This is a genomic window from Microbacterium sp. OR21 (assembly GCF_047306785.1).
GTDB classification, from domain to species: domain Bacteria; phylum Actinomycetota; class Actinomycetes; order Actinomycetales; family Microbacteriaceae; genus Microbacterium; species Microbacterium esteraromaticum_E.
The window spans coordinates 915660-941613 of sequence record NZ_JAZEXJ010000001.1 but is presented as its reverse complement, the minus strand read 5'-3'; the positions used below and the strand labels follow the sequence as shown (position 1 = coordinate 941613).

General features: G+C 69.4%; 28 protein-coding genes and 2 tRNA genes. 14 read left to right on the top strand and 16 right to left on the bottom strand.

Going from position 1 to position 25954, the window contains the following annotated elements:
- Window positions 1–518: 518 nt before the first annotated feature.
- The 4 genes from V2S04_RS04645 to galU all read right to left on the bottom strand — a co-directional run bounded on the left by V2S04_RS04645 (window position 519) and on the right by galU (window position 3067).
- Window positions 519–591 (bottom strand) — tRNA-Ala (locus tag V2S04_RS04645).
- A 25-nt stretch (window positions 592–616) separates the two neighbouring features.
- Window positions 617–1480 carry a hypothetical protein gene (locus V2S04_RS04640; RefSeq protein ID WP_413637265.1) on the bottom strand — a complete coding sequence of 288 codons (864 nt, stop codon included), beginning with the start codon at window positions 1478–1480 and terminating at the stop codon, window positions 617–619.
- Window positions 1481–1546: 66 nt separating this feature from the next.
- Window positions 1547–2182 (bottom strand): GNAT family N-acetyltransferase, encoded by a 636-nt coding sequence (locus V2S04_RS04635; protein ID WP_413637264.1) that lies wholly within the window; start codon window positions 2180–2182, stop codon window positions 1547–1549.
- Window positions 2183–2194: 12 nt separating this feature from the next.
- Window positions 2195–3067, bottom strand: coding sequence for a UTP--glucose-1-phosphate uridylyltransferase GalU (galU, locus tag V2S04_RS04630; protein WP_413637287.1), 873 nt, complete (start codon window positions 3065–3067; stop codon window positions 2195–2197).
- Between the two features lie 81 nt (window positions 3068–3148).
- Between galU and V2S04_RS04625 the strand changes: the two genes are divergently transcribed.
- Genes V2S04_RS04625 through mscL form a run of 3 tightly spaced genes read left to right on the top strand, consistent with a single transcriptional unit; the run spans window position 3149 to window position 4466 of the window.
- Entirely contained in the window at window positions 3149–3745 is a 597-nt protein-coding gene (locus V2S04_RS04625; RefSeq protein ID WP_413637263.1) for a 5-formyltetrahydrofolate cyclo-ligase, read from the top strand.
- Between the two features lie 11 nt (window positions 3746–3756).
- Window positions 3757–4029, top strand: a complete 273-nt coding sequence (locus V2S04_RS04620) for an FmdB family zinc ribbon protein (protein WP_413637262.1) — start codon at window positions 3757–3759, stop codon at window positions 4027–4029.
- A 26-nt stretch (window positions 4030–4055) separates the two neighbouring features.
- The gene (gene mscL, locus V2S04_RS04615; RefSeq protein WP_413637286.1) at window positions 4056–4466 is read left to right on the top strand and encodes a large conductance mechanosensitive channel protein MscL; all 411 of its coding nucleotides are present in this window, start codon (window positions 4056–4058) and stop codon (window positions 4464–4466) included.
- 73 nt (window positions 4467–4539) lie between these two features.
- Here the strand turns inward: mscL and V2S04_RS04610 are convergent, their stop codons facing one another.
- Complete coding sequence (locus V2S04_RS04610; protein WP_413637261.1) at window positions 4540–4716, bottom strand: hypothetical protein; 177 nt, start codon at window positions 4714–4716, stop codon at window positions 4540–4542.
- A complete protein-coding gene (locus V2S04_RS04605; RefSeq protein ID WP_413637260.1) occupies window positions 4709–8416 on the bottom strand; it encodes an AAA family ATPase in 3708 nt (1235 codons plus the stop codon). The genes V2S04_RS04610 and V2S04_RS04605 overlap by 8 nt, the downstream gene beginning before the upstream one ends.
- Before the next feature lie 172 nt (window positions 8417–8588).
- On the opposite strand from V2S04_RS04605, the gene V2S04_RS04600 reads away from it, so the two are divergent.
- Window positions 8589–9119 carry a methylated-DNA--[protein]-cysteine S-methyltransferase gene (locus V2S04_RS04600; RefSeq protein ID WP_413637259.1) on the top strand — a complete coding sequence of 177 codons (531 nt, stop codon included), beginning with the start codon at window positions 8589–8591 and terminating at the stop codon, window positions 9117–9119.
- Between the two features lie 83 nt (window positions 9120–9202).
- Here V2S04_RS04600 and V2S04_RS04595 read toward each other — a convergent pair whose 3' ends face one another.
- Both V2S04_RS04595 and V2S04_RS04590 read right to left on the bottom strand, forming a co-directional pair.
- Window positions 9203–10822 (bottom strand): cation acetate symporter, encoded by a 1620-nt coding sequence (locus tag V2S04_RS04595; protein ID WP_413637258.1) that lies wholly within the window; start codon window positions 10820–10822, stop codon window positions 9203–9205.
- Complete coding sequence (locus V2S04_RS04590; RefSeq protein ID WP_413637257.1) at window positions 10819–11166, bottom strand: DUF485 domain-containing protein; 348 nt, start codon at window positions 11164–11166, stop codon at window positions 10819–10821. The genes V2S04_RS04595 and V2S04_RS04590 overlap by 4 nt, the downstream gene beginning before the upstream one ends.
- A gap of 109 nt (window positions 11167–11275) precedes the next feature.
- Here V2S04_RS04590 and V2S04_RS04585 point away from each other — a divergent pair, with 109 nt between their 5' ends.
- Entirely contained in the window at window positions 11276–12130 is an 855-nt protein-coding gene (locus tag V2S04_RS04585) for a LuxR C-terminal-related transcriptional regulator (protein WP_413637256.1), read from the top strand.
- Between the two features lie 77 nt (window positions 12131–12207).
- Complete coding sequence (locus V2S04_RS04580; RefSeq protein ID WP_413637255.1) at window positions 12208–12552, top strand: histone-like nucleoid-structuring protein Lsr2; 345 nt, start codon at window positions 12208–12210, stop codon at window positions 12550–12552.
- Between the two features lie 134 nt (window positions 12553–12686).
- On the opposite strand, the gene V2S04_RS04575 is transcribed toward V2S04_RS04580, so the two are convergent.
- The 4 genes from V2S04_RS04575 to V2S04_RS04560 form a co-directional block, all read right to left on the bottom strand.
- Window positions 12687–12760, bottom strand: a tRNA-Arg gene (locus V2S04_RS04575).
- Window positions 12761–12789: 29 nt separating this feature from the next.
- Complete coding sequence (locus tag V2S04_RS04570; protein ID WP_099197146.1) at window positions 12790–13287, bottom strand: HNH endonuclease; 498 nt, start codon at window positions 13285–13287, stop codon at window positions 12790–12792.
- Between the two features lie 306 nt (window positions 13288–13593).
- Window positions 13594–14331, bottom strand: a complete 738-nt coding sequence (locus V2S04_RS04565; RefSeq protein WP_413637254.1) for a M23 family metallopeptidase — start codon at window positions 14329–14331, stop codon at window positions 13594–13596.
- A gap of 347 nt (window positions 14332–14678) precedes the next feature.
- Entirely contained in the window at window positions 14679–15380 is a 702-nt protein-coding gene (locus V2S04_RS04560) for a metal-dependent transcriptional regulator (protein ID WP_413637253.1), read from the bottom strand.
- Window positions 15381–15479: 99 nt separating this feature from the next.
- Between V2S04_RS04560 and serC the strand changes: the two genes are divergently transcribed.
- Window positions 15480–16589, top strand: a complete 1110-nt coding sequence (gene serC / locus V2S04_RS04555) for a phosphoserine transaminase (RefSeq protein WP_413637252.1) — start codon at window positions 15480–15482, stop codon at window positions 16587–16589.
- A gap of 75 nt (window positions 16590–16664) precedes the next feature.
- Here serC and V2S04_RS04550 read toward each other — a convergent pair whose 3' ends face one another.
- Window positions 16665–17213: a DUF3027 domain-containing protein gene (locus tag V2S04_RS04550; RefSeq protein WP_413637251.1), complete on the bottom strand. Its 549-nt coding sequence runs from the start codon at window positions 17211–17213 to the stop codon at window positions 16665–16667.
- Window positions 17197–17577 carry a cold-shock protein gene (locus V2S04_RS04545; protein ID WP_099195731.1) on the bottom strand — a complete coding sequence of 127 codons (381 nt, stop codon included), beginning with the start codon at window positions 17575–17577 and terminating at the stop codon, window positions 17197–17199. The genes V2S04_RS04550 and V2S04_RS04545 overlap by 17 nt, the downstream gene beginning before the upstream one ends.
- 101 nt (window positions 17578–17678) lie before the next feature.
- On the opposite strand from V2S04_RS04545, the gene V2S04_RS04540 reads away from it, so the two are divergent.
- Genes V2S04_RS04540 through V2S04_RS04530 form a run of 3 tightly spaced genes read left to right on the top strand, consistent with a single transcriptional unit; the run spans window position 17679 to window position 21316 of the window.
- Window positions 17679–17954 (top strand): multidrug ABC transporter ATPase, encoded by a 276-nt coding sequence (locus tag V2S04_RS04540; protein WP_099195730.1) that lies wholly within the window; start codon window positions 17679–17681, stop codon window positions 17952–17954.
- Between the two features lie 2 nt (window positions 17955–17956).
- Complete coding sequence (locus V2S04_RS04535) at window positions 17957–19630, top strand: helicase-associated domain-containing protein (RefSeq protein WP_413637250.1); 1674 nt, start codon at window positions 17957–17959, stop codon at window positions 19628–19630.
- 45 nt (window positions 19631–19675) lie between these two features.
- Window positions 19676–21316, top strand: a complete 1641-nt coding sequence (locus V2S04_RS04530; protein ID WP_099195728.1) for a DNA repair helicase XPB — start codon at window positions 19676–19678, stop codon at window positions 21314–21316.
- A 14-nt stretch (window positions 21317–21330) separates the two neighbouring features.
- Here the strand turns inward: V2S04_RS04530 and V2S04_RS04525 are convergent, their stop codons facing one another.
- Both V2S04_RS04525 and V2S04_RS04520 read right to left on the bottom strand, forming a co-directional pair.
- The gene (locus V2S04_RS04525) at window positions 21331–21465 is read right to left on the bottom strand and encodes a hypothetical protein (RefSeq protein ID WP_340086434.1); all 135 of its coding nucleotides are present in this window, start codon (window positions 21463–21465) and stop codon (window positions 21331–21333) included.
- 10 nt (window positions 21466–21475) lie between these two features.
- Window positions 21476–22399 (bottom strand): alpha/beta fold hydrolase, encoded by a 924-nt coding sequence (locus tag V2S04_RS04520; RefSeq protein ID WP_413637249.1) that lies wholly within the window; start codon window positions 22397–22399, stop codon window positions 21476–21478.
- A 106-nt stretch (window positions 22400–22505) separates the two neighbouring features.
- Between V2S04_RS04520 and V2S04_RS04515 the strand changes: the two genes are divergently transcribed.
- The 4 genes from V2S04_RS04515 (at window position 22506) to V2S04_RS04500 (ending at window position 25935) form a co-directional block, all read left to right on the top strand.
- Window positions 22506–23042, top strand: coding sequence for a TetR/AcrR family transcriptional regulator (locus tag V2S04_RS04515; RefSeq protein WP_413637248.1), 537 nt, complete (start codon window positions 22506–22508; stop codon window positions 23040–23042).
- A gap of 57 nt (window positions 23043–23099) precedes the next feature.
- Window positions 23100–23792, top strand: a complete 693-nt coding sequence (locus tag V2S04_RS04510; RefSeq protein WP_099195725.1) for a response regulator transcription factor — start codon at window positions 23100–23102, stop codon at window positions 23790–23792.
- Between the two features lie 121 nt (window positions 23793–23913).
- Window positions 23914–25530 (top strand): sensor histidine kinase, encoded by a 1617-nt coding sequence (locus V2S04_RS04505; RefSeq protein WP_413637285.1) that lies wholly within the window; start codon window positions 23914–23916, stop codon window positions 25528–25530.
- A gap of 117 nt (window positions 25531–25647) precedes the next feature.
- On the top strand, window positions 25648–25935 hold the full coding sequence (locus V2S04_RS04500; RefSeq protein ID WP_413637247.1) for a WXG100 family type VII secretion target: 288 nt from the start codon (window positions 25648–25650) through the stop codon (window positions 25933–25935).
- Window positions 25936–25954 lie beyond the last annotated feature (19 nt).

Sequence of the window (25954 nt, the reverse complement as noted above, 5' to 3'; positions counted from 1 at the left end):
GAGGGTTGGACGAGGATAATTTGGCATTTGACAAGTGCACGCTGTTGAGTTCTCAAGGATCGGACGCACCCGCACACCTACCCCATCAGGGCAAGAAGCGCAGGGCAACTTCACAATCGTATGTCTCCCCGACCAGGCAGTCAAATCCGACACGCCGAAAGGATCAAGGTGAAGACATCCACCGCCTCGCACGAGGCAGCCGCTCCAGCCTATCCCATCCGACGAGCTTGTCAAATCGACGAACCCGAACCGGGAACCACACTCCCCGGGCCTAACAGCCCCTCCAAACCAACAAGTGATCCGAAGCGGAGGTGGGTGGTTCGCTACTTGGAGGGGAGCCAGGCCCTTCAGGCCTTCCGCTCAACCGCTTGGGGCGAACAAGTAATAACTTACGCGCCACCCACCCACCCCGCAAATCCCCACCACACCCCGGGCGTGTCGCACCCCCGAGGCGGCAGCGCCCACCCCGGCAACGCAGAAACCCCCGCACCTCAGTGCGGGGGTTTCTGCTCACGGTGTGGACCTAAGGGGATTCGAACCCCTGACCTCCTCGATGCGAACGAGGCGCGCTACCAACTGCGCCATAGGCCCGTGAACAGGATTCAGGTTATCACGCTCAGCCGGCTGCTCGACGCGCGAGCAGCTGACGCACATGCGCCTCGATCTCCGCGTCGTCGACGACACCCATCCGAGAGTACGGCGAGGAGTCCGCCGCAGCGGGAGCCACCGGCAGCGGGGCAGGTGCGGCAGGTGCCAGCTCCTCCGCGCGGCGACGCAGCTCGGCGCGGCGGGCGGCGCGCTCGCGCTCGGTGCGGGCATCGATCTCCGCCTGCGCGGCCTGCGCCCGAGATCCGGACACGGTCACGAGCTGCTGCGGCACCGGACGCGGAGTCCAGACCGCGGGCCCCTGGTCGTGCAGCGGGGGCGACACCCGCTCGACGACCGGCTCGACCGCAGGTCGCGCGACCCGGGCGGCACCGCGGCGGGCGACACGTGCCATGCGCGAGAGCACCATGACGCTCAGCGTGCCGAGCACGAGACCGCCGGCGGCGAGCAGCCATCCGCCGGTCGTGACCAGGTCCCAGGCTCCGAATCCGAGCATCCCGAGGGCCACCACGATGGCACCCGTCGCAGACAGTCGCACTCGTCGGCGGGCACGCGCGCGACGGATCACCGGATCGCGGCGGGTGGCCGCGAGCTCTTCGCGGAGGCGCTCGAGCTGAGCACTCTCCTTCTCGGCCTGCACGCGCTTGGCGAGACGCTGCTGGGCGTGCGCGGTGCGCGTGGTCAGCTCGAGGCGCACCTCTTCGGGGGTCTCACTCGTCTCGGCGAGCACGCGAAGCGCCTGGTTGAGCCGCACGGCGTTGCGCTCGGCGGCGTAGTACTGGTGTCGACCGCGCCAGCTGGGCACGAAGTACAGCGCCCACAGCAGCACGGCGACGAGGGCGATCACGCCCCCACTCAGCACCGGCCCGTCCATGCACACCACGCTAGCGCGGCGCTGCACGTCGGCCCCGACAATCCGGCGCGTGTGTCGCCGCGGCGCTCAGCTCTGCATCGCGTCATGCGGGGGGATCACTGCGGCCTCGGCCGGCACCGCACCGCTCACCCAGCGCGCCAGCACGCCGTTCGGCACCTCTTCCTGTGTGAGGGCGAACGCGTAGTGGTCCCGCCAGTCGCCGTCGATGTGGATGTAGCGGCGTCGCAGCCCCTCGTACCGGAACCCGAGCTTCTGCACCACACGCAGACTGGCACGGTTCTCGGGACGGATGCAGATCTCCATCCGGTGCAATCCGAACTGGTCGAAGGCGGCATCCGTCGCCAGCGCCACCGCGGTCGGGGTGATGCCGCGCCCGGCGAAACGCTCGCTCACCCAGTACCCGATCGTCGCCGACGACAGCGATCCGCGGGCGATGCCCCAGATGTTGAGCTGTCCGGCGATCTCGCCGTCGTACTCCATCACGAAGGGGTACCCCGCTCCGTCACGATGCTGCTGCAGCAGCCGGCGGATGCTCGCGCGCATGTCGAATCCCGCGGTGCCGCCGGGGATCGTCGCCTCCCACGGCTGGAGCCATGGCCGGTTCATCAGCAGTTCGCGCTGCAGCACCCGCGCATCGCGCGGCTTGACCAGACGCAGGGCGACCGAGCCGTGGCGCATCACCGGCGGGGCGTCATTGGGCATCGCATCCCCCGGTCAGAGACCGGCCGCGAACTGCTTGAGCCACGGCCGCAGCTCACCGCCGAGATCGTCTCGGTCGGCGGCGAGCTGCACGATCGCCTTGATGTAGTCGGCGCGGTCGCCGGTGTCGTAGCGCCGGCCGCCGAACACGACGCCGACGACGCCGGGGCCGTCGGGGTCGGCGGCGAGCTCCTGCAGCGCGTCGGTCAGCTGGATCTCGCCGCCCTTGCCCGGTGCCGTGCGCTCGAGGATGTCGAAGATGGCAGCCGGAAGCACATAGCGTCCGATCACGGCGAGATTCGACGGGGCGTCCTCCGGCGCGGGCTTCTCGACCAGGGCGTCCACCCGAACCACGCCTTCGGCATCAGTCGGCTTCGCATCGGCCGCGCCGTACAGGTGGATCTGCGCGGGATCCACCTCCATCAGCGCGATGACGGCTGCGCCCGTGCGCTCGTGCGTCGCGATCATCTCGGTCAGCAGCGAATCGCGCTCATCGATCAGGTCATCACCGAGCAGCACCGCGAAGGCGCTGTCGCCGACGTGCGTCCGAGCCCGCAGCACCGCATGCCCGAGGCCCTTCGGCTCACCCTGGCGGACGAAGTGGATGTCGGCGAGGTCGCTGGACTTCACCACCCGCTCGAGCCGCCCGTGATCGCCCTTCGCCTGCAGTCGCACCTCGAGCTCGGGAACCGAGTCGAAATGGTCGGAGATGGCGTTCTTGTTGCGCCCGATGATCACCAGGATGTCGTGGATGCCTGCGGCGACGGCCTCTTCGACCACGTATTGAATCGCCGGCTTGTCGACGACGGGAAGCATCTCCTTCGGCATCGCCTTCGTCGCCGGCAGGAATCTCGTGCCGAGGCCTGCAGCGGGGATGACCGCCTTCATGGTGCTCATGCGGTTCAGCATAGTCTCGGGGCCTGCTCCCGACCCGGAACTCCGCGCACACCGGCCCCGTATGATCGGGGCATGCGGAGCGAAGCAGAACAGCAGAAGCGCGCACTGCGCGCCGAACTGCGCGAACGCCGACAGGTCCTCTCTCAGATGCAGCGCGACGAGGCGGCCGCGGGCATCGCTTCGCAGCTCGACGCTCTCCTCGACGCGCACGACGCGAGATCGGTGTCCTGCTTCCTCTCCACCACCACGGAGCCGGGGACGATGCCGTTCATCCAGGCGGCGGTGCGCCGGGGCATCCGGGTGCTGTTGCCGATCACCCGGGCCGACGGTCTGCTCGACTGGGCCGTCGCCGACGACTCCGGTGCGGTGGCCGAGGGGATGTTCGGGCTGCCCGAGCCGACGGGCGAGGTGCTCGGCCCCATCGCCGTCAACGACGTCGATCTGATGATCATCCCGGCCGCCGCCGTGGACAGAGACGGCACGCGCCTGGGCTGGGGGCGGGGGTACTTCGACAAGACCATCGGGTCGATGGAGGGATGCCCGCCGGTGTACGCGGTGATCTATGATTCCGAGGTACTCGATTCGCTGCCGCGCGAAGTGCACGACCAGCCGGTCGATGGCATCGTCACCCCGACGCAGACCATCACCCTGTCGCCCGCGCGGAACTGACAGGAGCATCCATGCCCACCTACGCCTACGCGTGCACCGCCTGCGACCACCGCTTCGACGCCGTGCAGTCGTTCTCGGAGGACTCTCTCACCCTGTGCCCGGAGTGCGGTGGAGCGCTGCGCAAGCAGTACGGATCGGTGGGCGTGACTTTCAACGGCTCGGGCTTCTATCGCACCGACTCGCGCGGAAATGTGGCGGGCACAGCCTCCACCTCGACATCATCGAAGACGGAATCCTCGACGGCCGCCACCCCGGCGCCCGCGAAGGCCCCGGCTTCGAACTGAGGCCGAAGCGAATGAAGGGCAAGTCCATGATCCAGGGGTTCAAAGAGTTCATCACCAAGGGCAACGTCATCGACCTCGCCGTCGCGGTGGTCATCGGCGGTGCGTTCACCGCCATCGTCAATGCGGTCGTGTCGAGCATCATCAATCCGCTCGTCGCTCTGTTCTACCAGCCGGGTGAGGACGGCAAGTTCGGTCCCACTCTGACCGGCCTGTACGGTCAGCAGGTCACCTTCCCGCTCGGCGATCTGATCAGTGCGGTCATCAGCTTCTTCGCAGTGGCGATCGTCGTGTACTTCGTGTTCGTCGTTCCGATGAACAAGTACAAGGAACGCCAGGCCGCGAAGAACCCCGCCGTCGAGGAGGAGACCCTGCCGACCGAGCAGGAGCTGCTCATCGAGATCCGCGACCTCATGCGTCGCGACGCCGACACCCGCTGATCGACCATCAGCCGCGAACGCCCTGTCCCTTCGGGGGCGGGGCGTTCTCGTCTGCGCGCACCTCCTCGGCGGATCAGTAGTGCGGCGGCACCTCACGCAGCATGCGCTCGTCGTTCGGCCCCCGCTCCTGCGGCGGAGGCGCGATGGGGTCATCCTTCACGTGCGGCTCCGATGTCGTCCCCGCCACGGGGGTGAGCTTCGCCCGGCGCGCGCCGGCGACGCGCACGATGCGCTGGCCCTCGTCACTCATCGAGTTCGAGCGGCTGCGTGTCGTTCTCGGCGCGCACGGTGTGCTCGTCGATGCCCAGCACCGTGGCGATCCGTCGCGCGACGGTCGCCGGGTCGCTGTACAGGTCGAAGGCGTGCACGCGCACGTAGTGCCACCCCAGCCGGCGCAGCACCTGGGGCCGCAGGCGCACGCTCTCGCGCAGCGATTCCCCTCGGGTCTCGGGGTCGCACTCGATGACGACTGCGCGCCCGTCGTGCTGCGCGACCAGCGGCAGCAGCCCCCGGTAGTCGACGTCGACCGACGCGCCGAGCCGGCGCAGCTCCCGCGCCAGCGCGAGGGTGAGCGGGTCCGCCAGGTCTTCCAGGCGCGCGTCGCGGCCGCGGGCGGCGAGTCCGCCGAGGATCGACATGAGCGTCGATGCGCCATGCTCGAGGCGGCCCTCGTCGAATGCCGACGGGCGGATGCACGAGACGATCACCATCGAGCGACGCGCCCTGGTCATGCCGACCGTCAGCAGCCGCTCGCCGTCCTGCTGCGACAGGTCGCCGAAGTCGCTGAGCACACGACCGTGCTTGGTCAGTCCGAAGCCCAGCGAGAAGATCACCCGATCCCGGCTCTCGGCGACGGACTCCTCGAGGGTGAGCACGGCGAACGGCTCGGCGGTGTCGCGCCCGACGAACTCGGCGACGTCCGAGCGCCCGGCGAACGCGGATGCCACGGCGGCGCGAACCCGCTCGGCGTGGCGGCGGCTCGCCGTGACCACCATGAGCGACTCGCTGGGACGGTGCACGGCGTGCTCGACCGCCAGGGTGACGACGCGCGCCACCTCGGCATCCGGGCTCTCGACCGCTCCCGAATCGGGGTCGGGTGCTCCCACTCCCCCCTCGACGTAGTCGACGGTGAGACTGCCGCGGCCGAGGTAGGACCCGGCCCAGGGCAGCGAGGAGATCTCGCCCCCGTAGAAGGCGTCGTTGATGAGCTCGGCGAGGTCCTCGCCGCCGGCGCGGTAGCTGCGGGTCAGTGTCGTCACCGGGAACAGCTCGGCGAGACGCTCGAAAACCGACACGTCGTCGAACTCCACCTCCGGCTCCCAGTCCGGGTCGGCCATCGTGGCGACGGCGAACGGGGTGGGACGCTGCGTCACCGGGTCGCCGAACGCGACGATCTGACGGGCGCGGCGGATCGCCGGCGCGGTCTCGGCGAGGTTCACGGCCGCGGCATCCACCAGCAGCACGGCGTCGAACTCGACCGAGTCCGGGATCAGGGGCACCTCGTACGGCGAGGCGATCCACACCGGCGCGAGAACCCGGACCAGATCGGGGGCGGCCGAGACGATCTCGGCCGTGCTCGCCTCGCCGCTCTTGAGCGCCTGACGCAGGTGAGCGGCCTGCTCGGGCTCATCGACGATCGCGATGCGCCACTGGCTGGCGAGATTCCACGCGAGCAGCGGCCCCGCCATCGCCGTGTGCGCCTCATCCACCAGCCGGAAGTCGCGCTCGAGCCGGTCGACGACCGCCGTGTTCGCGCCGAGCAGAGACCGGTCATCCTGCAGGGCGCGCTCGAGCAGCGACTGCCACCACGCGAACTCCAGCTCGGCGGAGACGCGCTCTTGCGGCACGTGCCGCACCGACAGGTCGGAGAGCAGCGGGCGAAGGCCCAGGGCCGCCAGCGCGTCGCGGATCTGCGTGCGCTCGACGAGGTTGTCGAACACGGCAGAGCGCGCGGCGAGACCGGAGAGAGTGCGCACGAGGCGCGCGACGGGAAGCGAACTCAGCGGCTCGCGACGGCCGAGCGCGCGATCGAGGTCGCCCAGCTCGGCCGAGACCCGCTCCCAGGCCACGTGCACATCGGAGAGGCCGAGGGGAACCTGAGGGGCGACGCCGGCTTCGACGTAGCGCTGCCACTGCGTGCGCTGCTGCTGGATGCGCAGCAGCGCCTCGTGCATCTCCGAGACGTGGGCGCCGGGCCGAACGTACTCACGGGCGAGTTTCTTGAGCCGGCGGCGGTTGGCCGACGACATGCCGGGGGCGTCGCGGCGTGAGCCGTGCGCCTGGATCAGCTCACCGAGCGGACGCTCGAAGACGGTCGGGCTGAATCGGTCGAGCGAATCGCGGATGCCCTGCAGCAGCCGCACGTACTCGCCGAGCTCGTCGATCGTGCCGAACGGACGCATGCTGGTCTGGGCGATGAGCTCGTAGCCGCGCTCGAGCAGAGACGGCACGGCGGTTCCGTGCAGACGCCCGGCCAGCTCATGAGCCTTCTGCGCCGCCTCAGCGGTGTCGAAGCTGACCCCGTACCACGGCGAGTCATCCGGCCCGAAGCGGAACTCCCCGAGCTTCGCGGCTCGGGTCAGCGCCTGTGCGGCGTCGCGGCGGTCGCCTGCGAGCTTCTCGAGGGTCTGCATCGACAGCCTGGCGCCGGTGGACGGCGGCACGGGCAGTGAGGCTAGACGGGTGAGTTCGCGGGTCGCGTCGAGCACGGATGCCCCGGTGCGCCCCACCGGATTCGCAAGCGCACTGCGGTAGTCGCGCAGCACTGTTCGCAGTCGGACCAGGGCCTCATCGAGCTCGGCGGCCTTGGGCTGCGTGGCCTTCTCGCTGCGGGCGATCGCCGTGATGAGGTCGCGGCGCGCGCGACTCGGTGAGACGGCGAGCGCGTCGAGCCCGACGCCGGCCAGGCGGTGCCGGACGCCATCGAGGGTGGAGCGGCGGGCCGAGACGACCAGCACCCGCCGCCCGGAGCGCACGAATCCGCCCAGCGCGTTGATGACGGTCTGCGTGCCCCCTGTACCCGGAAGGGTCGAGACGACGAGGGAGTGACCGGCCGCGATGCGGGCGAGCACCTCCTCCTGCTCGGAGTCGGCGTCGAGCAGGAGGCTCTCGGAGGCCGGCGCCCGGTCGTCTGGACCTGCGGCCGCGGGAAGATCTCGAGGTGCGGTCACCCGCTCACGGTCGCCGATGTGCCCGGCGAGGGCGTTCAGCACCGGGTGATCGAGGTCGACCATGTCGCGGACCATCGCGTCGGCGACATCGGCGAAGGTCGACACGACCAGCCGCGGGTGCACCGCGAACGTGTCGATCGAATGGGTGAGGGCGCGCAGCTGATCGATCACCGGCTGCGGTTTGAAGATGCCGCCGTCGTAGGCGAGGGATGCGAGGCCGGCCGGATCGATCTCGAGACCGAAGTGCTCACGGGCGACGCGCACGAGCTCGGGGTTGACCTCGAAGCGGCCGTGCAGCTTCAGCTCGAAGTCGGAGTGGTGCCGGCGGATTGCCAGCGGACGCAGCAGCACGGGCGCGGCGAACTGTGCGCCGCCGAGGCGCCAGCGCGCGATGCCGACGGCGAGGCGCACGGCGTCGATGCCGCGAACGGTGCGCAACTCGGTGTTGCGTGCAGTGATCCGCTCGGCGGCCATGCGCGCGGTGCGCAGCCCCACCTCGTCGCGGAAGAGGTTCGACAGCAGGGTGGAGCGGCCGGTGATGAACTGCGGCAGGCTGCCGGGGTGCGCCTTCGAGATGTCGATGACGGACTCGGGCGCGTCAACGAAGGTGGTCAGCGGCGACGCTCCGCCGAGATCGGCCGCCTGAGCCCGCAGACTGGTGCGCCGCTCCTCCGCGGCATGCGCGATGCCGACCCCGGTCGATGAGTCGCTGAGGTCGCCGAGCGTCACTGCGGCCTGCTGGTCCGCGCTCTCAGCATCCTTCGCCTCTCGTCGCCACACACCGCAAGCCTAGGCGCGACACGCGCGACGGGCGGTATTCCGGGCCGTTTCGCGTGGATTCGGCTCCGACCGCACGGGCATTCGTCCTGCACAGGAGGCGCGTCGCCGTCGGTTGTCCACCGTCTCGGCGATACCGGCATCCCGCCGGCGGGACGGGGAGCAGGATGGGGGCATGAGCTATCGCTACGACTTCGCGCCCACCCCCTTCGGCGACGCGCTCGCCGTCTTCTCGGATGCCGGGATCGTGAGCTTCGATCTGTCGGAGTCGACCGACCCCGGTGTGCCCTGGCTGCTCGAGGGCGTCAGTCGCCGTCTGGGTGCAGCACCGGAGAAGGCTCCAGGGGCCGCCGACGAGTTGACCGACGCACTGGCCGCGTACTTCGAGGGAGAGCCGGTGCGATTCGATGAGCGCTTCGCCTTCGACTGGCGTCTGGTCGACGGATTCACCCGGTCTGCACTTCAGGCGGTCTGCGACATCCCGTGGGCAGAGACGATGAGCTACGGGGAGGTCGCCGTGATCGCCGGCAGCCCGGGGGCGGCGCGCGCGGTGGGCACCGCGTGCCGACTGACTCCCCTGTCGGTGATCGTGCCCGTGCACCGGGTGATCCGCGCCGACGGAAGTCCGGGCCACTACGGCGCCCATCCCGAGCGCAAGCGCTACCTGCTGGATCTCGAGCGTGACGCATCGGCGTCACGAGCGTGAACGAAGCGGAGCCCGGCGTGTAGGCCGCCGGGCTCCGCTCCTGCCGCACTGGGGACGCGGCACTCGGGTATCCCTGGGGAGACCTAGTGATCCACCGCCTTCTCCGCACCGTAACCGGTGAGCGAGCGCACTTCCATCTCCGCGGCGAGAGCGCGCGACTCCGCCGTCTTGGCGGTGACCGTGCCGATCCAGCCGAGCAGGAATCCGAGCGGGATCGAGACGATTCCCGGGTTGTCCAGCGGGAAGATCGCGATGTCGATACCGGGGATCATCGACGTCTCACTGCCGGAGAACACCGGCGAGATCACGATCAAGCCGATCGCCGCGATCAGACCCCCGTACATGCTCCACACCGCGCCGCGGGTGTTGAAGCGCTTCCAGAACAGCGAGTAGAGGATGGTCGGCAGGTTCGCCGAAGCCGCGATCGCGAACGCGAGCGCGACGAGGAAGGCGATGTTCTGCCCCTGCGCTCCGATGCCGCCGACGATCGCGAGGATGCCGATGACGATCACCGTACGGCGAGCCACCTTCACCTCGCCGTTGGGGTCGACCACACCGGTGCCGTCCTTGCCTCGCTTGATCACGTTCGCGTAGATGTCGTGCGCGAACGACGCCGCCGCCGTGATGGTGAGCCCGGCGACGACCGCGAGGATCGTCGCGAAGGCGACCGCGGAGATGAAGCCCATGAGAATGGGTCCGCCCAGCGCCTGGGCCAGCAGCGGTGCCGCGGAATTGACGCCGCCCGGTGCGGCGGTGATGGTCTCGGGCCCCACCAGTGCGCCGGCGCCGTAGCCCAGCACGAGCGAGAGCAGGTAGAAGCCGCCGATGAGCCAGATGGCCCACACGACGGACTTGCGCGCCTCTTTGGCCGTGGGCACGGTGTAGAAGCGCATGAGCACATGCGGCAGCCCGGCCGTGCCGAGCACGAGGGCCATGCCCAGGGAGATGAAGTCGAGCGGGTTCGCCCCGTACTTCAGCCCGGGCCCGAGGATCTTGTCACCGGACGGCGACTCGGCCACGGCCGCCTCGAGCAGCGTGTTCAGGCTGAAGCCGTGCAGAGCGAGCACCCACAGCGTCATCGCGAGAGCGCCGGCGATCAGCAGTCCGGCCTTGACGATCTGCACCCAGGTGGTGCCCTTCATCCCGCCGATCAGCACGTACACGATCATCAGCACGCCGACCACGGCGATCACGATCGACTGCCCCAGCCTGCTGTCGATGCCGAGAAGCAGCGACACCAGGCCGCCGGCGCCCGACATCTGCGCGAGCAGATAGAAGAAGCACACGGCGAGGGTGGTGATGGCCGCCGCCATGCGCACCGGGCGCTGCGTGAGACGGAAGGCGAGCACGTCCGCCATGGTGAACTTGCCGGTGTTGCGCATCAGCTCGGCGACCAGGAGCAGAGCGACCAGCCAGGCGACGAGGAATCCGATCGAGTACAGGAACCCGTCGTACCCGTTCACCGCGATCGCGCCGCAGATGCCGAGGAACGACGCCGCCGACAGATAGTCGCCGGCGATCGCGAAGCCGTTCTGCGTGCCGCTGAAGGAGCGGCCCGCGGCGTAGTAGTCCGCGGCGGTCTTGTTGTTGCGGCTGGCGCGGATGACGATGAAGAGCGTCACCGCGACGAAGGCACCGAAGATGGCGATGTTCAGCACGGGGTCGTTGTCGGCCGTCGCAGCGGCCAGGGGAATCGTCGTCATGAGTGCGCGTCCGCCTTCTCGAGCTCGTCACGGATCTCGCTCGCGACAGGGTCGAGTCGACGATTCGCGAATGACACATAAGCCATCGTGATAACGAATGTCGTCACGAATTGCCCCAGCCCCATCAGCAGGCCGATGGTGATGTCGCCCCAGACGCGCTGACTCATGAAGTCCGGCGCGAAGGCGGCGAGAAGGACGTAGGCGAAATACCAGATGAGGAAGAACACGGCCATGGGGAAGACGAATGACCGCTGCATTCGTTTGAGCCCCTGGAAGGTGTCGGATTCCTCGACTGCCACATAGTCGATTCCGTGCACGGAATCACCGGTCGTCGGTCGTGTCATGGGGCCTCCTTGCCACATGTCCGTCATCCGCGTGACTGTTATCACGCGGTGGTATCGTCGACGCTACGAAATCGGTCGGCTCTGTCGTCACTCCCGAAAGTTGGTATCAGTGGACACGGACAAGCCGATCGGCACAGCCGAGGAACTCCTCGCCGATGGCGTGCGCGAGCTCGCCCGCCGCACCCGTTTCCCCGTCGCGTTCGGCGGGCTGATCGAAGACGGCGTGGTGCGGGTCACCAGCATCGTGGGCAACCGCACCCACAGCCTCGACGGATTGAACGTGCGTCCCGAACGCGGCCTCGGCGGGCGGGCGATGATCGAGCTTCGACCGCGGATGACGAACAACTACCGCACCTCGCAGCAGATCACCCACGACTATGACGTGTTCGTGCTCGGCGAGGGACTGCGCACGCTGCTCGCACTGCCGATCGTCGTGAACGGACGCCCACGCGGCGTGCTGTACGCGGGGGCATGGGAGGAATCGCAGATCGGCGGCGTGACGACCGCGCCGGCGATGAGCGTCGCACAGAGCATCGCCGACGAACTGCATATCCGCGACGAGGTCGAGAAGCGGATGCGCTCGATGAAGCCGGAGTCCGTGATCGCCGGCGCGCACCTGGAGGATCTGCGGGAGAGCTTCGCCGAGCTGCGCAGCATCGCCGCCTCAGTCGCCGACGAGACGCTGCGCGAGCGCATCGCGGCTGTGGAGCGCCGCCTGGTCGGCCATTCAGCCCCCGCGCCGTCGACCACAACCGGGTCGATCAGCACCGTGCGCCTTTCACCCCGCGAGACGGACGTGCTCGCCTGCGCCGCACTGGGCGCCACGAATGCCGAGATCGCCGCGCAGCTGGGATTGCGTGAAGGCACCGTGAAGGCTTATCTCAGCGCGGCCATGTCGAAACTCGATGCATCCACTCGTCTGGCCGCCGTCGCCCGCGCGCGCCGGGCGGGACTTCTTCCCTGAGCAGAAAATGGCATTCATGGCCGAAATCGCCTGAGGTCGATTGCGCGATATCAGAGCGATCAATTAATGTCTTCTTCATGGCTCGAAGAATTGTGCACCAGCTGGTCGACGATATCGACGGAACACTGCTCGACGTCGGCGAAGGAGAGACCGTACATTTCTCTCTGAATGGCGTCGCCTACGAGGTCGATCTGACGAATTCCCATGCACAGGAGCTGCGAGACGCCCTCGCTCCGTACATCGACGCCGGCCGTCGCGCCTCGGGTGCCACCGCGTCGCGCCCCGCTGCGCCGCGTCGTCGTGCAGCGCGCAGCTCGGAGACGGTCGAGATCCGCGAGTGGGCGAAGAAGCAGGGGATGAAGGTCTCGGAGCGCGGGCGGATCGCCGCCGACGTGCTCGAGGCGTACCACGCCGCGCACTGACATCCGCGGGGAAAGAGCGGGTCGTCCTCGGTGGCGGCCCGCTCTCTGCGTGTGTCCCCGCCCCATGCCCCCCGCTGCCGCGGACTGAGAGACGACGCAGGGAGCCACCCTTCGGGCGGCTCCCTGTGTCGTCGTGCCCTCGACAGGATTCGAACCTGCGACCTGCCCTTTAGGAGAGGGCTGCTCTATCCGACTGAGCTACGAAGGCGCCCGACAAGTCTAGTCGCCGCCCTGCGGCTACGCCGCCAGCGCCAGATAGCGCTCCCACACCGGGTCGCCGCGCTCGGCGCCGCGCACGATCCAGGTGCCCGCATGCGGGGCGCGCGGAGCGCGGCGCAGCTCCCAGCCCATCTCCTGGGGGGTTCGGTCGCTCTTGGAGTTGTTGCAGCGCAGACAGCAGGCGACGAGGTTTTCCCAGCTGTCCGCTCCCCCGCGCGACCTCGGCATCACGTGATCGATGGTCGACGCCGCTCGGCCGCAGTAGCCGCAGCGATGATCGTCCCGGCGCAGCACTCCGCGTCGGGTCACGGGCTGCCGGCGAGCGGTCGGAACGCGCACGTACCGAGTGAGCAGGATCACCACCGGCCGGTCGTACCGACGACGACCTGCCAGGACGGGATCGTCCTCGACGCGCTCGATCACGCTGGCCTTCTCGTTCATCACGAGCACCATCGCTCTCTTGAACGAGACCACCGTCAGCGGCTCGTATCCGGCGTTCAGGACCAGTGTGCGCATCGTCGTCATCCTCTCGATCCGCCGGGATGGCTTCCCGGCACTCTCGACTCACACGACGTCGGCGGAGCAGGAGGAGACGCGGATACACGAAAAGGCGCTGTCTACAGACAGCGCCTTTCGCGCTCGGTCAGACCGAGATGGATCTGCGGGCGTTGCCGAAGGACCAGACGACCGAGCGCATCCATGGTGCGGATGCCCGGTATCGGCTCCATCGGCTTCCTCCCGTCCGTTCGACGACGCGTTCAGGGTAACCCATCCACATGGACGGTGGACGCACCCCGACAGAACGGGAGGTATCGGTGTCGTTCAGCCGGCGTTCGCGCGCAGCCAGCCGATCGGCTCGACGAGCGATCCGTTGACGCGGACCTCGAAGTGCAGGTGCGCCCCGAAGGAGCGGCCGGTGTTGCCGACCTTGCCGATGAACTGGCCGGGCTCGACGGTCTGACCCGCCTGCACGGCGCGGGTGCCGTGCGTCATGTGCGCATAGGTGGTCGACACGCGCTTGCCTCCGACGACCGAGTCGATCACGACCGCGACGCCGTACGCGCCGAAGCTCTCCGACGACACGCGCACCACACCGCCGGTGGCGGCGAAGATCGGCGAGCCTGCTGGAGCGACCATGTCGGCGCCCTCGTGGCCGCCTCCGACCGTCCGGCTGACGTAGTAGGAGCCCTGCGCGAGCGGGTAGCGGATGGCGCCGGAGCCGGCGGAGATCAGGCGCAGATCCGCGTCGCTGACGCTTCCGCCACCCGTCCGGGTGCTGGCGGCCACGCGGGCTGCCGCTGCCGCTGCGGCGGCGCGCTTCTTGGCGGCCTCCTCGGCCTTCTTCTTCGCGATCTCATCGGGCGTGGTCGCGGAGTAGGTGCCGCGCTCCAGCGGAGCGCTGGTCGCCTTGGAGGCGACGACGAGCGACTGGGCATCGTCGAACGCCATCTGCTGCAGCGTGGCGGCCTGTGCCGGCGCGGGCTTCGAGGACGCCAGAGCCGGAAGGGCGACGCCGGCGACGAGGGCGCCCACGGCTCCCAGGATCGCGATGGTGCGCATCGGCTTGACGCTCGAACGAGCTCCGCGGTTCGGTGATCTGCGTCGAGCCGGCTTCGGGTTTCCGGCGGACTCGGTCGGGACGATTTCTTCGGCCAAAAGGGATTCCTCCTGCGCCTCCGCGCTTCGGGCAGCGCAGGCTCGTCAGCAATGTCGTTTATCGGGCACGTATGTCACACGGCACGTTGTGCGAACTCTTCGCGAAGACGACGAGCCAGGGAGGCGATCTTCGCGATTTCGTCATCGGCGGGCTTCTTCTCCGACGACCTCACCGACGTTACCCGAAGATAACGATTCTGTCACCCTGTGAACCTGGCAATCGCCCCGATGCCTCACAGAAGCGGCCCTGATCAGGTGTTCTCCCCGACGAGGAAAATATGCGACGCCAGCTCGACGGGGAGTTCGAGGCCCTCGTCGCGGCCGTCCATCTGAATGAGCACGTACCCCTCGCTGTACCGGTAGTCGCCGCTCGCGCCGGGCACCACGCCTGCATCGCGCAGCTGCTCGAGCAGGTCGGGGCTGACCTGAGCGGGCTCGGCGAGGCGTCGCACGGTGCCGGTGATGGGCCCGCCGGCGGCATCCAGCTTCTTGACCAGACCGACGACCCCCGTCTCGAAGGCCGGCGTCTCGATGTCGCCCAGCTGGTCGAGCCCCGGAATGGGGTTGCCGTAGGGCGATTCGGTCGGGTGGCCGAGCAACTCGACGAGGCGGCGCTCCACCTGCTCGCTCATGACGTGCTCCCAGCGGCACGCCTCCTCGTGCACGTAGGCCCAGTCCAGCCCGATCACGTCCGACAGCAGGCGCTCGGCGAGCCGGTGCTTGCGCATCACATCCACGGCCTTGCGGCGGCCGTCGTCGGTGAGCTCGAGACGGCGGTCCTCCGACACGACGACGAGTCCGTCTCGCTCCATGCGGCCGACGGTCTGCGACACAGTGGGCCCGGAGTGGCCCAGACGCTCGGAGATGCGCGCGCGCAGAGGAACGATGTTCTCCTCCTCGAGCTCGAGGATGGTGCGCAGATACATCTCAGTGGTGTCGATCAGATCGGTCATTCATGCCCTCCGGAGCTCTTAGGCAAGCCTACCTTCTCGGCCGACATCCAGTCCGTCACAGGACGCAGCGCACGGGCCGCGCGCCTTTACAATCGACCCATGTCGATCGAGATCCCCCGCGAACTGCTGCCCGCCGACGGACGCTTCGGCTGCGGCCCCTCGAAGGTGCGCCCCGAGCAGGTCGCCGCACTCGCCGCGGCGGGTGTCGAGCTGCTGGGCACGTCGCACCGGCAGGCGCCGGTGAAGAACCTCGTCGGAAGCGTCCGCGAGCGGCTGGCTGCGATGTTCCGGCTGCCGGACGGGTACGAGATCATCCTCGGCAACGGCGGATCGACGGCGTTCTGGGACGCCGCCGCATTCGGGCTGATCGAGCGTCGGAGCCAGAACCTGGTGTTCGGCGAGTTCGGCGGGAAGTTCGCCAAGGCGGCCGCGGCCCCGTGGCTGGAGGCACCGGACGTGCGCACCGCCGACGCGGGATCATTGACCGCAGCCGAGGTCGCCGACGGCATCGACGTGTACGCCTGGCCGCACAATGAGACTTCCACGGGCGTCTCCGCGCCCGTGCAGCGCGTCAAGGCCGACGGCGCCCTCACGGTGATCGACGCGACCAGCGCCGCCGGCGGCATCGACTTCGACGTCACGCAGGCCGACGTCTACTACTTCGCACCGCAGAAGAACCTGGGCTCGGACGGCGGGCTGTGGTTCGCGGCCGTGTCACCGGCGGCGATCGACCGGATCGAGCGCATCGCGGCGTCGGATCGCCACATCCCCGAATTCCTCGGTCTGAAGAACGCCGTAGACAACTCGCGCCTCAACCAGACGCTGAACACCCCGGCACTGGCCACGCTGCACCTGCTCGACAGTCAGCTGGAGTGGATCCTCGCGCAGGGCGGACTCAGCTGGGCGGCAGCGCGCACGGCCGAGTCGTCGGGGCTGCTCTACGACTGGGCGGCCGCGTCGGACGTCGCCACCCCATTCGTCAGCGACCCCGCCCATCGCTCGCCCGTGGTCGCCACCCTCGACTTCGACGACAGCGTCGACGCCGCCGCGGTGGCCAAGACCCTCCGCGCGAACGGGATCGTCGACACCGAGCCGTACCGGAAGCTCGGTCGCAACCAGCTGCGCATCGCGACGTTCGTGTCGATCGATCCCGACGACGTGCGGCAGCTGATCCGCTCGATAGAGCACGTCCTCGCGCACCAGGACTGACGACCCGCAAGAAGAGGCCCCGCCGTTCGGCGGGGCCTCTTCTTGCGTCCGGGTCAGGATGCCCGGCGCGGGTCGCTATTCGGAGTCGTCATCCTCGTCGGAGTCGTCATCCTCGTCAGAGTCGTCATCCTCGTCAGAGTCGTCGAGTTCGTCGATGTCCACGCCGTCGAGATCACCGGCGTGCAGGCGCGGCGAGACGTCGTCCTCGTCGGAGTCGTCATCCTCGTCGGAGTCGTCATCCTCGTCGGAGTCCTCGTCCGGCTCGTCTCCATCCTCACCGGCTCCGGCTTCGGCCTGGGCGGCGAGCTCGGCCTGGTGCGCGCGGTACTCGGCCAGACGCTCGGCCCACGGCACCCAGTCGGGGGCGAGCAGCGCCCCGTCGCCCGGCATGAGCTCGACCTCGAGAACGGTCGGCTCGGAGTCGTCGACCTGGGCGACCGTGACGGTCCAGAACCAGCCGGGATAGCCGGGCAGGCGATTCTCGAAGCGCAGCGAGACGGCGCCGCTCTCCTCGACGGTGTGACCGGCGGCAGGCCCCACGGTCGACGCGGGCGTGATCTCGTGCAGCGCCGCGAGCGCGAGATCACGGGTCGCGGCGGCGAGGTCGTCAGGCGTCGAGGTCATCAGCGACCTTGCGGAGAACGGCGGCGACCGTGCGGCTGCGGGCGGCCGACGGGTAGCGTCCGCGACGCAGGTCGCCGCCCATCTCGTCGAGCATGCGCACAAGGTCCTCAACGATCACGGCCATGTCGTCTGCGGGCTTGCGCGCGGCCTTGGCGAGGCTGGGCGGAGCGTCCAGCACGCGCACCGACAGCGCCTGCGGACCGCGGCGACCGTCGGCGAGACCGAACTCGACGCGCGCGTTCTTCTTCACGGAGACGCCTGCAGGAAGGGCAGAGGCGTGCAGGAAGACGTCCTGACCGTCATCGGATGCGATGAAGCCGAACCCCTTCTCGTCGTCGTAGAACCTGACCTTGCCGGTGGGCATGGGAGAACCTCACTGAAACACGAAGATGTAGACGTCGCGCGGCGGCGCGACCCCTCCAGCCTACCCGTCCGCCCGCGCGCACAGGGGATACGCTGAGACCGATGAGCAAGCACGACGACACCAGCGCGCCGACGAGCGGGCGACTCGAGCGATTCCTCGCCTTCACCGCCCTGGGCCTGGCCGCGGCCTCGGTGATCAGCTTCTTCTCGATCATCATCGGCACCGCGATCGGGATGGATCAGGCGTCGTTCGGACACGGGATCTGGCCGTTCGTCGCGGGCCTGCCTCTGTTCGGCCTGCCGATCGCCTTCCTGATGATCATCGCGCTGCTGGTGATCAGCTGGGTTCGCAAGGGGCGCGCGGACTCCGGGTCCTGACCATGAGCACGCACGCCCGTCCGCTTGCCGACAGGCTCGCCGCTGCGAGCGACGCGCAGCTGGAGCGGATGCTGCGCGAGCGGGGCGTGCGCCCGGATGCCGGGTGGACCGACTTCTTCGACGCGGCGGAGGCGCTGCTGGAGCCCGCGTCGATCGAACGCGCCCTCGCCGCTCTCACGCTCGTCGAGGCGCGTGCCGTTCGCGCCGCCGCCATCGCCGAGGCTCCCGTCGAGCTCGGCGATGCCGGGATGGGCCTGCTCGACCAGGACGGCCGGGTGCTGCCGCCCGTGCGTGCGCTCGTCGAGGCGCGCGACGAGCTCCCGGACGCCGACGGCGCAGAGCCGGCACGAGCATCCGCCGATGATTCGGCGCGGGCGGCCGAACGCGCTTTCGCGACCGTCGGCGGGCTCGCCGAGCTGCTGCTCGCCGCCCGCTCCGCCCCGCTGAGCCTGGTGGCCACGGGCGCGCTGAGCGCGACCGAGAAGCGCCGTCTGCCGCACGGCGGCGAGCTGGACGAGCTGCGCGATCTCGCCGAGCTCACCGGACTCGCTCGTCGGGTCGATCGCGAGCTGCGGCTGACCGCGGATGCCGAAGACTGGCTCGACGCCTCGTTCCCCGATCGGTGGACGATGGTGGCCACGGGACTGCGCGACGCTCTGCCGCCCGGGGTCGCGCAGGACGCGGCGGCCGACTGGCCGCTGGCGTATCCATGGGATCCGCATTGGCCCGGCCGGGCTGAGCGCCTGCGCACCCTCGCGTGGCGGATCGGCGTGCTCGCCGGAGGCGACGGCGTGTGGCCGGTGCCGGAGTGGGGGCTTCCTCTGCACACCGCTGAGAGGTTCGACAGCGCGGCGCTGCAGGCGCTGCTGCCGTCGGAGGTCGATCGCATCTTCCTGCAGAACGACCTCTCCGCCATCGCACCCGGCCCACTGCACCCCCTGCTCGACAATCGGCTGCGCGCGATGACCGAGCACGATGCCGCGCAGGCGTCGTCGTACCGCTTCACCGCCGAATCCGTGGCGCGGGCTCTGGTCGAGGGAGACACCGCGGAGGGCATCCTGAGCTTCCTGAGCGACATCTCGCTGACCGGCGTTCCCCAGCCGCTGGAGTACCTGGTGGGCCAGACCGCGGCGCGGCACGGTCTCGTGCGCGTGCGCCCGAACTCCGACGGGGTCACGACGGTGACCAGCGGCGACCCGCACCTGCTCGACGCCATGGCGATCGACCGGAATCTGCGCCCGCTCGGACTCATCCGAGAGGGCGACCGGCTCATCACCCGCGTGGGTGCTGAGGCGGTCGCGTGGGCGCTGGCGGATGCCCGGTATCCGGCGACTCTGATCGATGCGAGTGGCCGCAGCGTCGCCGCCGGACGCGCGCGGATCGCGGTCGACGCGCCTGCCGACGACGGCCGGTATGCCGCGCTGATCGCCCGGCTGCGTGCCAGTCACGGTCCGGATGCGGACGCCGCCTGGCTGGACCGGGAGCTCGAAGCCGCGGTGCGGGCGAAGGCGGTGCTGCTCGTCGAGGTCGCGATGCCCGACGGATCGCTGCGCGAACTCGCCCTCGAGGCCGCCGGACTGGGCGGCGGGCGGCTGCGCGGTCGTGACCGAGCCGCGGACGTCGAGCGGACCCTGCCCGTGCGCAGCATCGTGTCGGTGCGCGTGGTGCAGGACTGACCGGCATGCGACCGGTCGACCGAGCGGCCGCTAGACTGGTCTGCTATGTCTGATGGCCCGCTGATCGTCCAGAGCGACCGCACCGTGCTGCTCGAGGTCGCGCACTCCGACGCCGAGAGCGCCCGGCACGAGCTGGCGATCTTCGCCGAGCTGGAGCGCGCGCCGGAGCACATACACACCTATCGCATCACGCGGCTGGGCCTGTGGAACGCCCGCGCCGCCGGGCACACGGCAGACGACATGCTCGACACCCTCGACCGCTGGTCGCGGTTCCCGGTGCCGCCGTCGGTCGCCGTCGACCTGCGCGAGACGGTGAACCGCTACGGGCGGCTCGTGATCGAGCGCGATGATGAAGGCACGCTGGTGCTGCGTTCCACCGATCCCGCCGTGCTGGCGCAGGTGGCCAACAACAAGCGCATCCAGCCGCTGCTCATCGGGCATCCCTCCCCCGACAGCTACGTCGTCGACGCGTGGGCCCGTGGTCAGATCAAGCAGGAGCTGCTGAAGATCGGCTGGCCGGCCGAGGATCTCGCGGGGTACACGCCCGGTACGCCGCATGAGATCGAGCTCGACGAAGACGGCTGGTCGATGCGGCCGTACCAGCGCCAGGCGGTCGACGCCTTCTCGAAGGACGGCTCGGGCGTGGTGGTGCTGCCGTGCGGCGCGGGAAAGACGATCGTCGGCGCCGGGGCGATGGCCGCGACCGGCACGACCACTCTGATCCTGGTGACCAACACGGTCTCGGCGCGCCAGTGGCGTGACGAGCTGCTCAAGCGCACCTCGCTCACCCCGGAGGAGATCGGCGAGTACTCCGGGCAGGCGAAGGAGGTCAAGCCGGTCACCATCGCGACCTACCAGATCCTCACCGCGAAGCGGAAAGGGCAGTACGCGCACCTCTCCCTGCTCGACGAGATGGACTGGGGCCTCATCGTCTACGACGAGGTGCACCTGCTGCCGGCTCCCGTCTTCAAGCTGACCGCCGACCTGCAGGCGCGGCGCCGAATCGGCCTCACCGCGACGCTGGTCCGGGAGGACGGTCGCGAAGGCGACGTGTTCAGCCTGATCGGGCCCAAGCGCTTCGACGCGCCGTGGAAGCAGATCGAGGCGCAGGGCTTCATCTCCCCCGCCGCCTGCTACGAGGTGCGTGTCGATCTGCCGCCGAGCGACCGTCTCGAGTACGCCGCCGCCACCGACGACGAGCGGTATCGGCTCGCAGCCTCCGCCCCGGCGAAGATCACCGCGGTGCGCGAGCTGATCGCGAAGCACCCCGGCGAGCGCATCCTGGTGATCGGCCAGTACCTCGACCAGCTGGAGAGCCTGTCGCAGGCGCTGAACGCGCCGCAGATCACCGGCGCGACGCCGGTCGACGAGCGCGAGGAGCTGTACCGGCAGTTCCGGGAGGGCGAGATCTCACTGCTCGTGGTGTCGAAGGTCGCGAACTTCTCGATCGACCTGCCCGAAGCGTCGGTGGCGATCCAGGTGTCGGGCTCGTTCGGCTCGCGTCAGGAGGAGGCGCAGCGGCTGGGCCGCCTGCTGCGGCCCAAGCAGTCGAATCACACCGCGAGCTTCTACACGCTGATCGCCCGGGACACCGTCGACCAGGACTACGCGCAGAACCGCCAGCGGTTCCTCGCCGAGCAGGGGTACAGCTACACGATCATGGATGCCGTGGATCTGGCCGCCTGAGGTCGCGGTCTCACTCAGCCCGCTTCCTCGTCCGGCTTCCGGCCGCACCGCCAGCAGGGAGCGGCGAGGTCGTCGAGCAGCGCCCCGCACTCGGGGCAGACCTGCGCCAGCCAGCATGCGCTGTCGCCGCCCTGCTCCGAGTCGCTCATGCGGTCGACGCTACTCCCCCGCCCCGGAATCCTCACCGCCGCGAGCGAACCAGTTGAGGCAGAGGTCGGCGACCGCCTCGGGTGCGTCGTCGACGACGAAGTGCGCGGCGCCGTCGACGAAGGCGAGATCGAACCGATCGGCGTACCGATCCTGTCCCCGGCAGATCCGGCGAACCGTCCGCTCGGCGAACGGCCCGTCTCGGCGACCGAACACCGCCAACGTGGGCGGATGCAGCCGCCGCCGCTTGTAGTGCCCCGTCGACAGTCGGATCACCTCGGGGATGATCATGCCGCGGTAGAGCGCACGGACGGCGGCGTCGAATCCGGGCCGCGCCTGCACACGCAGGTATCCGTCGACGATGTCGTGCGTCATCGGCTGAGCCGCGTAGTCGGTGCCGAACAGCCAGGCGAGCGACTGCCCATGCCGATGTCGCAGCAATGGCGGCATGTGCTTGAAGGCCGGGAGGAGCTTCGGACTGAAGGTCATGAATCCGGGCGGCACGGCGAGCTGCACGGCCGTGCGCACCCGGGCCGGATGCTCATAGGCGAGCTGACCGGCGACCACGGCGCCGAGGTCGTGGCTCACGATGTGCGCGCTGTCGACGCCCAGGGCATCCATCATCGCCACGAGGTCGGCGAGCATCGACGTGCGGCGGATCTCGGGATCGTCGACCTCGGTCCATCCCGAACCGCGCAGATCAGGGCAGATCACGCGGAAGCCGTGCGCGACGAGCCGCGGCGCGACGAGCCGCCATTCCCACCAGTGCTGCGGGAAGCCGTGCAGCATCATCACCGGCTCGCCCGCTCCCATGACGGCGACGTGGCTGCGCGCACCCGGGGTCTCGACGACGATGTGCTCGAAGCCCGGCGCGGCCGGAAGCGGAGGAGACCAGTCGTGCTCGAGCGGTGTCTTCGTCGATGCCGGTTCGTCCATGATGAGCCTCCCAGTCGCGTCAGCGGGTCAGCATCGGCCCTGCGCATACGCTACTACTTTCATAGTATTTTGTCACTATGGAACTAGTAACGATTAGGCTCGGCACGTGAGCAGCACACGTCGACGCGCCCTGGATGCGGCCGTCGACCTCATCGGCGCCGAGGGCATCCGCGCACTCACGCACGGAAGGGTCGACACGGCGGCATCCCTGCCCCCGGGCTCGACGTCGAACCATTTCCGCACCAGGGCGGCCCTGCTCTCCGGCGTCATCGAATGGATGGCCGCCGCCGAGCGGGAGGATGCCGGGCCCTCGGCCATCCATTCCCGCGACGAGCTCGTCGCCGCCCTCAGCCGGATGATCGAGCTGCAGTCAGGGCGCCTCGCCGGTCGCACCAGGGCGAGGTACGCGCTGTTCCTCGAAGCGGATGCCGACGCCGCGAGGCCGCTGCGCGAGCAGCGCCGCGGCATGGAGACGTGGATCCGCGGCATCCTGCTCGAGCTCGGCGGCGACCGGGCGGCCGCGCGTGCGCCCTTCCTGATGGCCGCCGCCGACGGGCTGCTGCTGCACCGGATCACGGTCGACCCCGAGGCGCCCATCACCGACGTCGTCGCGCGCGCGGTCGACGCGGCACTGGCCCCCTGAGGCCCGCACGCCGAAGCCAATCAGGCGGCGCAGGGCCGCAGTCACCATAATGGGGACATGACTGATGCGCGAATCCTGGTCGTCGACGACGAGCCGAACATCCGCGACCTGCTCTCCCGGGGTCTCACCTTCGCCGGGTTCACGGTGAGGACGGTGGCCAACGGCGCCGCCACCATCTCGGCCGTCCTCGAAGAGGAACCCGACCTCATCATCCTCGATGTGATGCTGCCCGACATGAACGGGTTCAGTGTGACCAAGCGCCTGCGCGGCGCCGGCTTCACCGCCCCCATCCTCTTCCTCACCGCGAAGGACGACACGCAGGACAAGATCGAGGGCCTCAACGCCGGCGGCGACGACTACGTGACCAAGCCGTTCGCCCTCGACGAGATCGTCGCGCGCGCCCAGGCGATCCTCCGCCGAACCATGCAGGCCGATGAGGAGTCGCTGATCCGCGCCGGCGAGCTGTCGATGGATCAGGACACGCACGACGTGTTCGTCGGCAAGATCCCCATCGAGCTGAGCCCAACCGAGTTCAAGCTGCTGAAGTACCTCATGCTGAACCCGAACCGTGTGCTGTCGAAGGCGCAGATCCTCGACCACGTCTGGGAGTACGACTTCAACGGGGACGCGGGCATCGTCGAGAGCTACATCTCGTACCTGCGCCGCAAGATCGACCCGCACACCGAGGAATCGGTGATCCAGACCAAGCGCGGCTTCGGCTACATGCTGAAGGTCGGCAAGTCCGCCTAGCGGACCTGTCGAGAGGCGGATCGTGACGCGCGAGGCCGACTCCGTCACCCGGTGGTGGCGGCGCATCAGCCTGCGCGCCAAGGTCACCGGCGTCACGGTCGCGGTGCTCGCCCTCGGGCTGATGCTCGCCGGGATCGGCACGGTTCCCATCCTGCGCGGGGCGATGATCAACAACATCGACGCCCAGCTGCCGGCGCTGGCGACCACCGGGCAGGCCGAGCGCTTCTTCGACGTCTCCGCCGACGGCGGGCGGCTCGTGTTCGGGCCCGCGGAGATACCGCCGCGCGCCAGCGACTTCATGGTGGCCTTCTACACCGCCGACGGCGAGTTCATCGCCGAGGCGGGCGGACAGGCATCCGCCCCTCGCCCCGACTTCCCCGAGACCTTCACCCTGCAGGACGCCATCAGCCAGGGCGACCGGGTGGTCACCCTCGACGGCGAGGACGGCGAAACGTACAGCTCGGTCGCCTCGCCCCAGTCGGCACAGGACCCGCAGGGTCTCACCTACGTGCAGATCGTCGCGCTGCCGCTCGACGAGGCCGACCGGATCGTCGCGACCTACGTCGCGGTGTACACGACAGTGGCCCTGGTCACGATCCTGCTGGCCGCGCTGCTCACGCGCGGGCTGGTGACGCTCACGTTCCGCCGGCTGGGCCAGGTCGAGTCCACCGCCATGGCGATCGCGGCAGGGGACTTCAGCCAGCGCCTGACCGACCTCGAGCCGACCACCGAGGTGGGGCGGCTGAACTCGGCCATCAACACCATGCTCGACCGGGTGGACCGATCGCTCGCCCAGCGCGACCGCACGGTGCAGAACATGCGGCGCTTCATCGGCGACGCCAGCCACGAGCTGCGCACTCCGCTGGTCAGCGTGCGCGGCTACGCGGAGCTGTACCGGATGGGGGCGATCACCGGCGAGGAGGACACGGCTCGGGCCATGGAGCGCATCGAGAAGGAGGCGATTCGAATGGGCGTGCTCGTCGAGGACCTGCTCGCGCTCGCGCGCCTCGACGAGGAGCGCTCCCGCGAACTGCAGATCCAACCGCTGGATCTGCGCCCGATCGCCCGGGACGCCGCCCTCGACCTGCGGGTCGCCGCGCCGGGGCGCACCATCACGGTGATCGACACCACGGCCGACGACCCGGACGAGCCGCGCCTGCACGGCCTGCCGAGCACGAAACCCGCGCCGCCCGCGACCCGCCAGGCCCCGTCGCGCCCGGCGAATGCGCTGGCCCGGCTGCGACGACGCCCGCGCAGCGCCGCCCCGGTTCCCGCGATCGATTTCACCGAGGCGACGGATGCACCAGTGCGCACTCCCCCGATCGTTCTGGGCGAGGACAACAAGGTTCGGCAGGTGATCACGAACCTGCTGGGCAACGCCCGCCGCTTCTCGCCGAACGACAGCCCCATCGAGCTGGTGGTGGGCGCGGATCGCCGCGCAGGCGTGGGCACGATCTCGATCGTCGACCACGGCGAGGGGATCCCCCCGCAGATCCGGGAGCAGATCTTCGAGCGCTTCTGGCGTGCCGACACCTCGCGGGCCAGGGAGACCGGCGGGTCCGGGCTGGGACTGGCCATCGTGGCATCCATCGTCGAGGCGCTGCACGGCTCGGTGCGCGTCGACGAGACACCGGGCGGCGGCGCGACGTTCATCGTCTCGCTGCCGCTGGCTCCGGCGCAGGCGACGCCGGCGCATCTGCTCGAGGAGACGCAGCCGATCGATCGTCTCGAGCTCTGACCCGGATCTGTCCTGCACATCCGCCGCGTCAGGCGTCTTGTGCACGGATGCCGTGAACCGGCATCCCCTCGCGATACCGCGGCTTCTAGGGTCGGAAGCCCATCGAGAGGAGATCCCATGTCCGTCTTCACCGTCGACACCGACGCGGTCCAGGCCGCCAACGGCGCCGCCTACGCCACCATGGAGCGTCTGCAGGGCGAGTCGGCCGCGCTCATGGCGCAGCTGAACCAGCTGCAGTCGTCGTGGACCGGTGCCGCGGCGGCCGCCTTCCAGCAGTGCAGCGAGCAGTGGCGCAGTGCGCAGATGCACGTCGAGCAGGTGCTCGGCTCGATCAGCGCGGCGCTCGGCTCTGCTGCCGCGCAGTACGCGGACGCCGACCAGTACTCGGCCAGCCTGTTCCGCTGACCCGGGTGGTGCGGGCGCA

Bases quoted from the DNA above. Each gene is read 5' to 3' on its own strand.
- mscL (WP_413637286.1), top strand. From the start codon at position 4,056: ATGATCCAGGGGTTCAAAGAGTTCATCACCAAGGGCAACGTCATCGAC.
- V2S04_RS04590 (WP_413637257.1), bottom strand. From the start codon at position 11,166: ATGACACGACCGACGACCGGTGATTCCGTGCACGGAATCGACTATGTG.
- V2S04_RS04595 (WP_413637258.1), bottom strand. From the start codon at position 10,822: ATGACGACGATTCCCCTGGCCGCTGCGACGGCCGACAACGACCCCGTG.
- V2S04_RS04625 (WP_413637263.1), top strand. From the start codon at position 3,149: ATGCGGAGCGAAGCAGAACAGCAGAAGCGCGCACTGCGCGCCGAACTG.
- V2S04_RS04540 (WP_099195730.1), top strand. From the start codon at position 17,679: ATGAGCAAGCACGACGACACCAGCGCGCCGACGAGCGGGCGACTCGAG.
- V2S04_RS04570 (WP_099197146.1), bottom strand. From the start codon at position 13,287: ATGCGCACACTGGTCCTGAACGCCGGATACGAGCCGCTGACGGTGGTC.
- V2S04_RS04525 (WP_340086434.1), bottom strand. From the start codon at position 21,465: ATGAGCGACTCGGAGCAGGGCGGCGACAGCGCATGCTGGCTGGCGCAG.
- V2S04_RS04545 (WP_099195731.1), bottom strand. From the start codon at position 17,577: ATGCCCACCGGCAAGGTCAGGTTCTACGACGACGAGAAGGGGTTCGGC.
- V2S04_RS04610 (WP_413637261.1), bottom strand. From the start codon at position 4,716: ATGAGTGACGAGGGCCAGCGCATCGTGCGCGTCGCCGGCGCGCGCCGG.
- V2S04_RS04600 (WP_413637259.1), top strand. From the start codon at position 8,589: ATGAGCTATCGCTACGACTTCGCGCCCACCCCCTTCGGCGACGCGCTC.
- galU (WP_413637287.1), bottom strand. From the start codon at position 3,067: ATGAAGGCGGTCATCCCCGCTGCAGGCCTCGGCACGAGATTCCTGCCG.
- V2S04_RS04550 (WP_413637251.1), bottom strand. From the start codon at position 17,213: ATGACCTCGACGCCTGACGACCTCGCCGCCGCGACCCGTGATCTCGCG.
- V2S04_RS04530 (WP_099195728.1), top strand. From the start codon at position 19,676: ATGTCTGATGGCCCGCTGATCGTCCAGAGCGACCGCACCGTGCTGCTC.
- V2S04_RS04620 (WP_413637262.1), top strand. From the start codon at position 3,757: ATGCCCACCTACGCCTACGCGTGCACCGCCTGCGACCACCGCTTCGAC.
- V2S04_RS04635 (WP_413637264.1), bottom strand. From the start codon at position 2,182: ATGCCCAATGACGCCCCGCCGGTGATGCGCCACGGCTCGGTCGCCCTG.
- V2S04_RS04565 (WP_413637254.1), bottom strand. From the start codon at position 14,331: ATGCGCACCATCGCGATCCTGGGAGCCGTGGGCGCCCTCGTCGCCGGC.
- V2S04_RS04560 (WP_413637253.1), bottom strand. From the start codon at position 15,380: ATGACCGATCTGATCGACACCACTGAGATGTATCTGCGCACCATCCTC.
- V2S04_RS04520 (WP_413637249.1), bottom strand. From the start codon at position 22,399: ATGGACGAACCGGCATCGACGAAGACACCGCTCGAGCACGACTGGTCT.
- V2S04_RS04535 (WP_413637250.1), top strand. From the start codon at position 17,957: ATGAGCACGCACGCCCGTCCGCTTGCCGACAGGCTCGCCGCTGCGAGC.
- serC (WP_413637252.1), top strand. From the start codon at position 15,480: ATGTCGATCGAGATCCCCCGCGAACTGCTGCCCGCCGACGGACGCTTC.
- V2S04_RS04500 (WP_413637247.1), top strand. From the start codon at position 25,648: ATGTCCGTCTTCACCGTCGACACCGACGCGGTCCAGGCCGCCAACGGC.
- V2S04_RS04505 (WP_413637285.1), top strand. From the start codon at position 23,914: ATGCTCGCCGGGATCGGCACGGTTCCCATCCTGCGCGGGGCGATGATC.
- V2S04_RS04580 (WP_413637255.1), top strand. From the start codon at position 12,208: ATGGCTCGAAGAATTGTGCACCAGCTGGTCGACGATATCGACGGAACA.
- V2S04_RS04510 (WP_099195725.1), top strand. From the start codon at position 23,100: ATGACTGATGCGCGAATCCTGGTCGTCGACGACGAGCCGAACATCCGC.
- V2S04_RS04640 (WP_413637265.1), bottom strand. From the start codon at position 1,480: ATGGACGGGCCGGTGCTGAGTGGGGGCGTGATCGCCCTCGTCGCCGTG.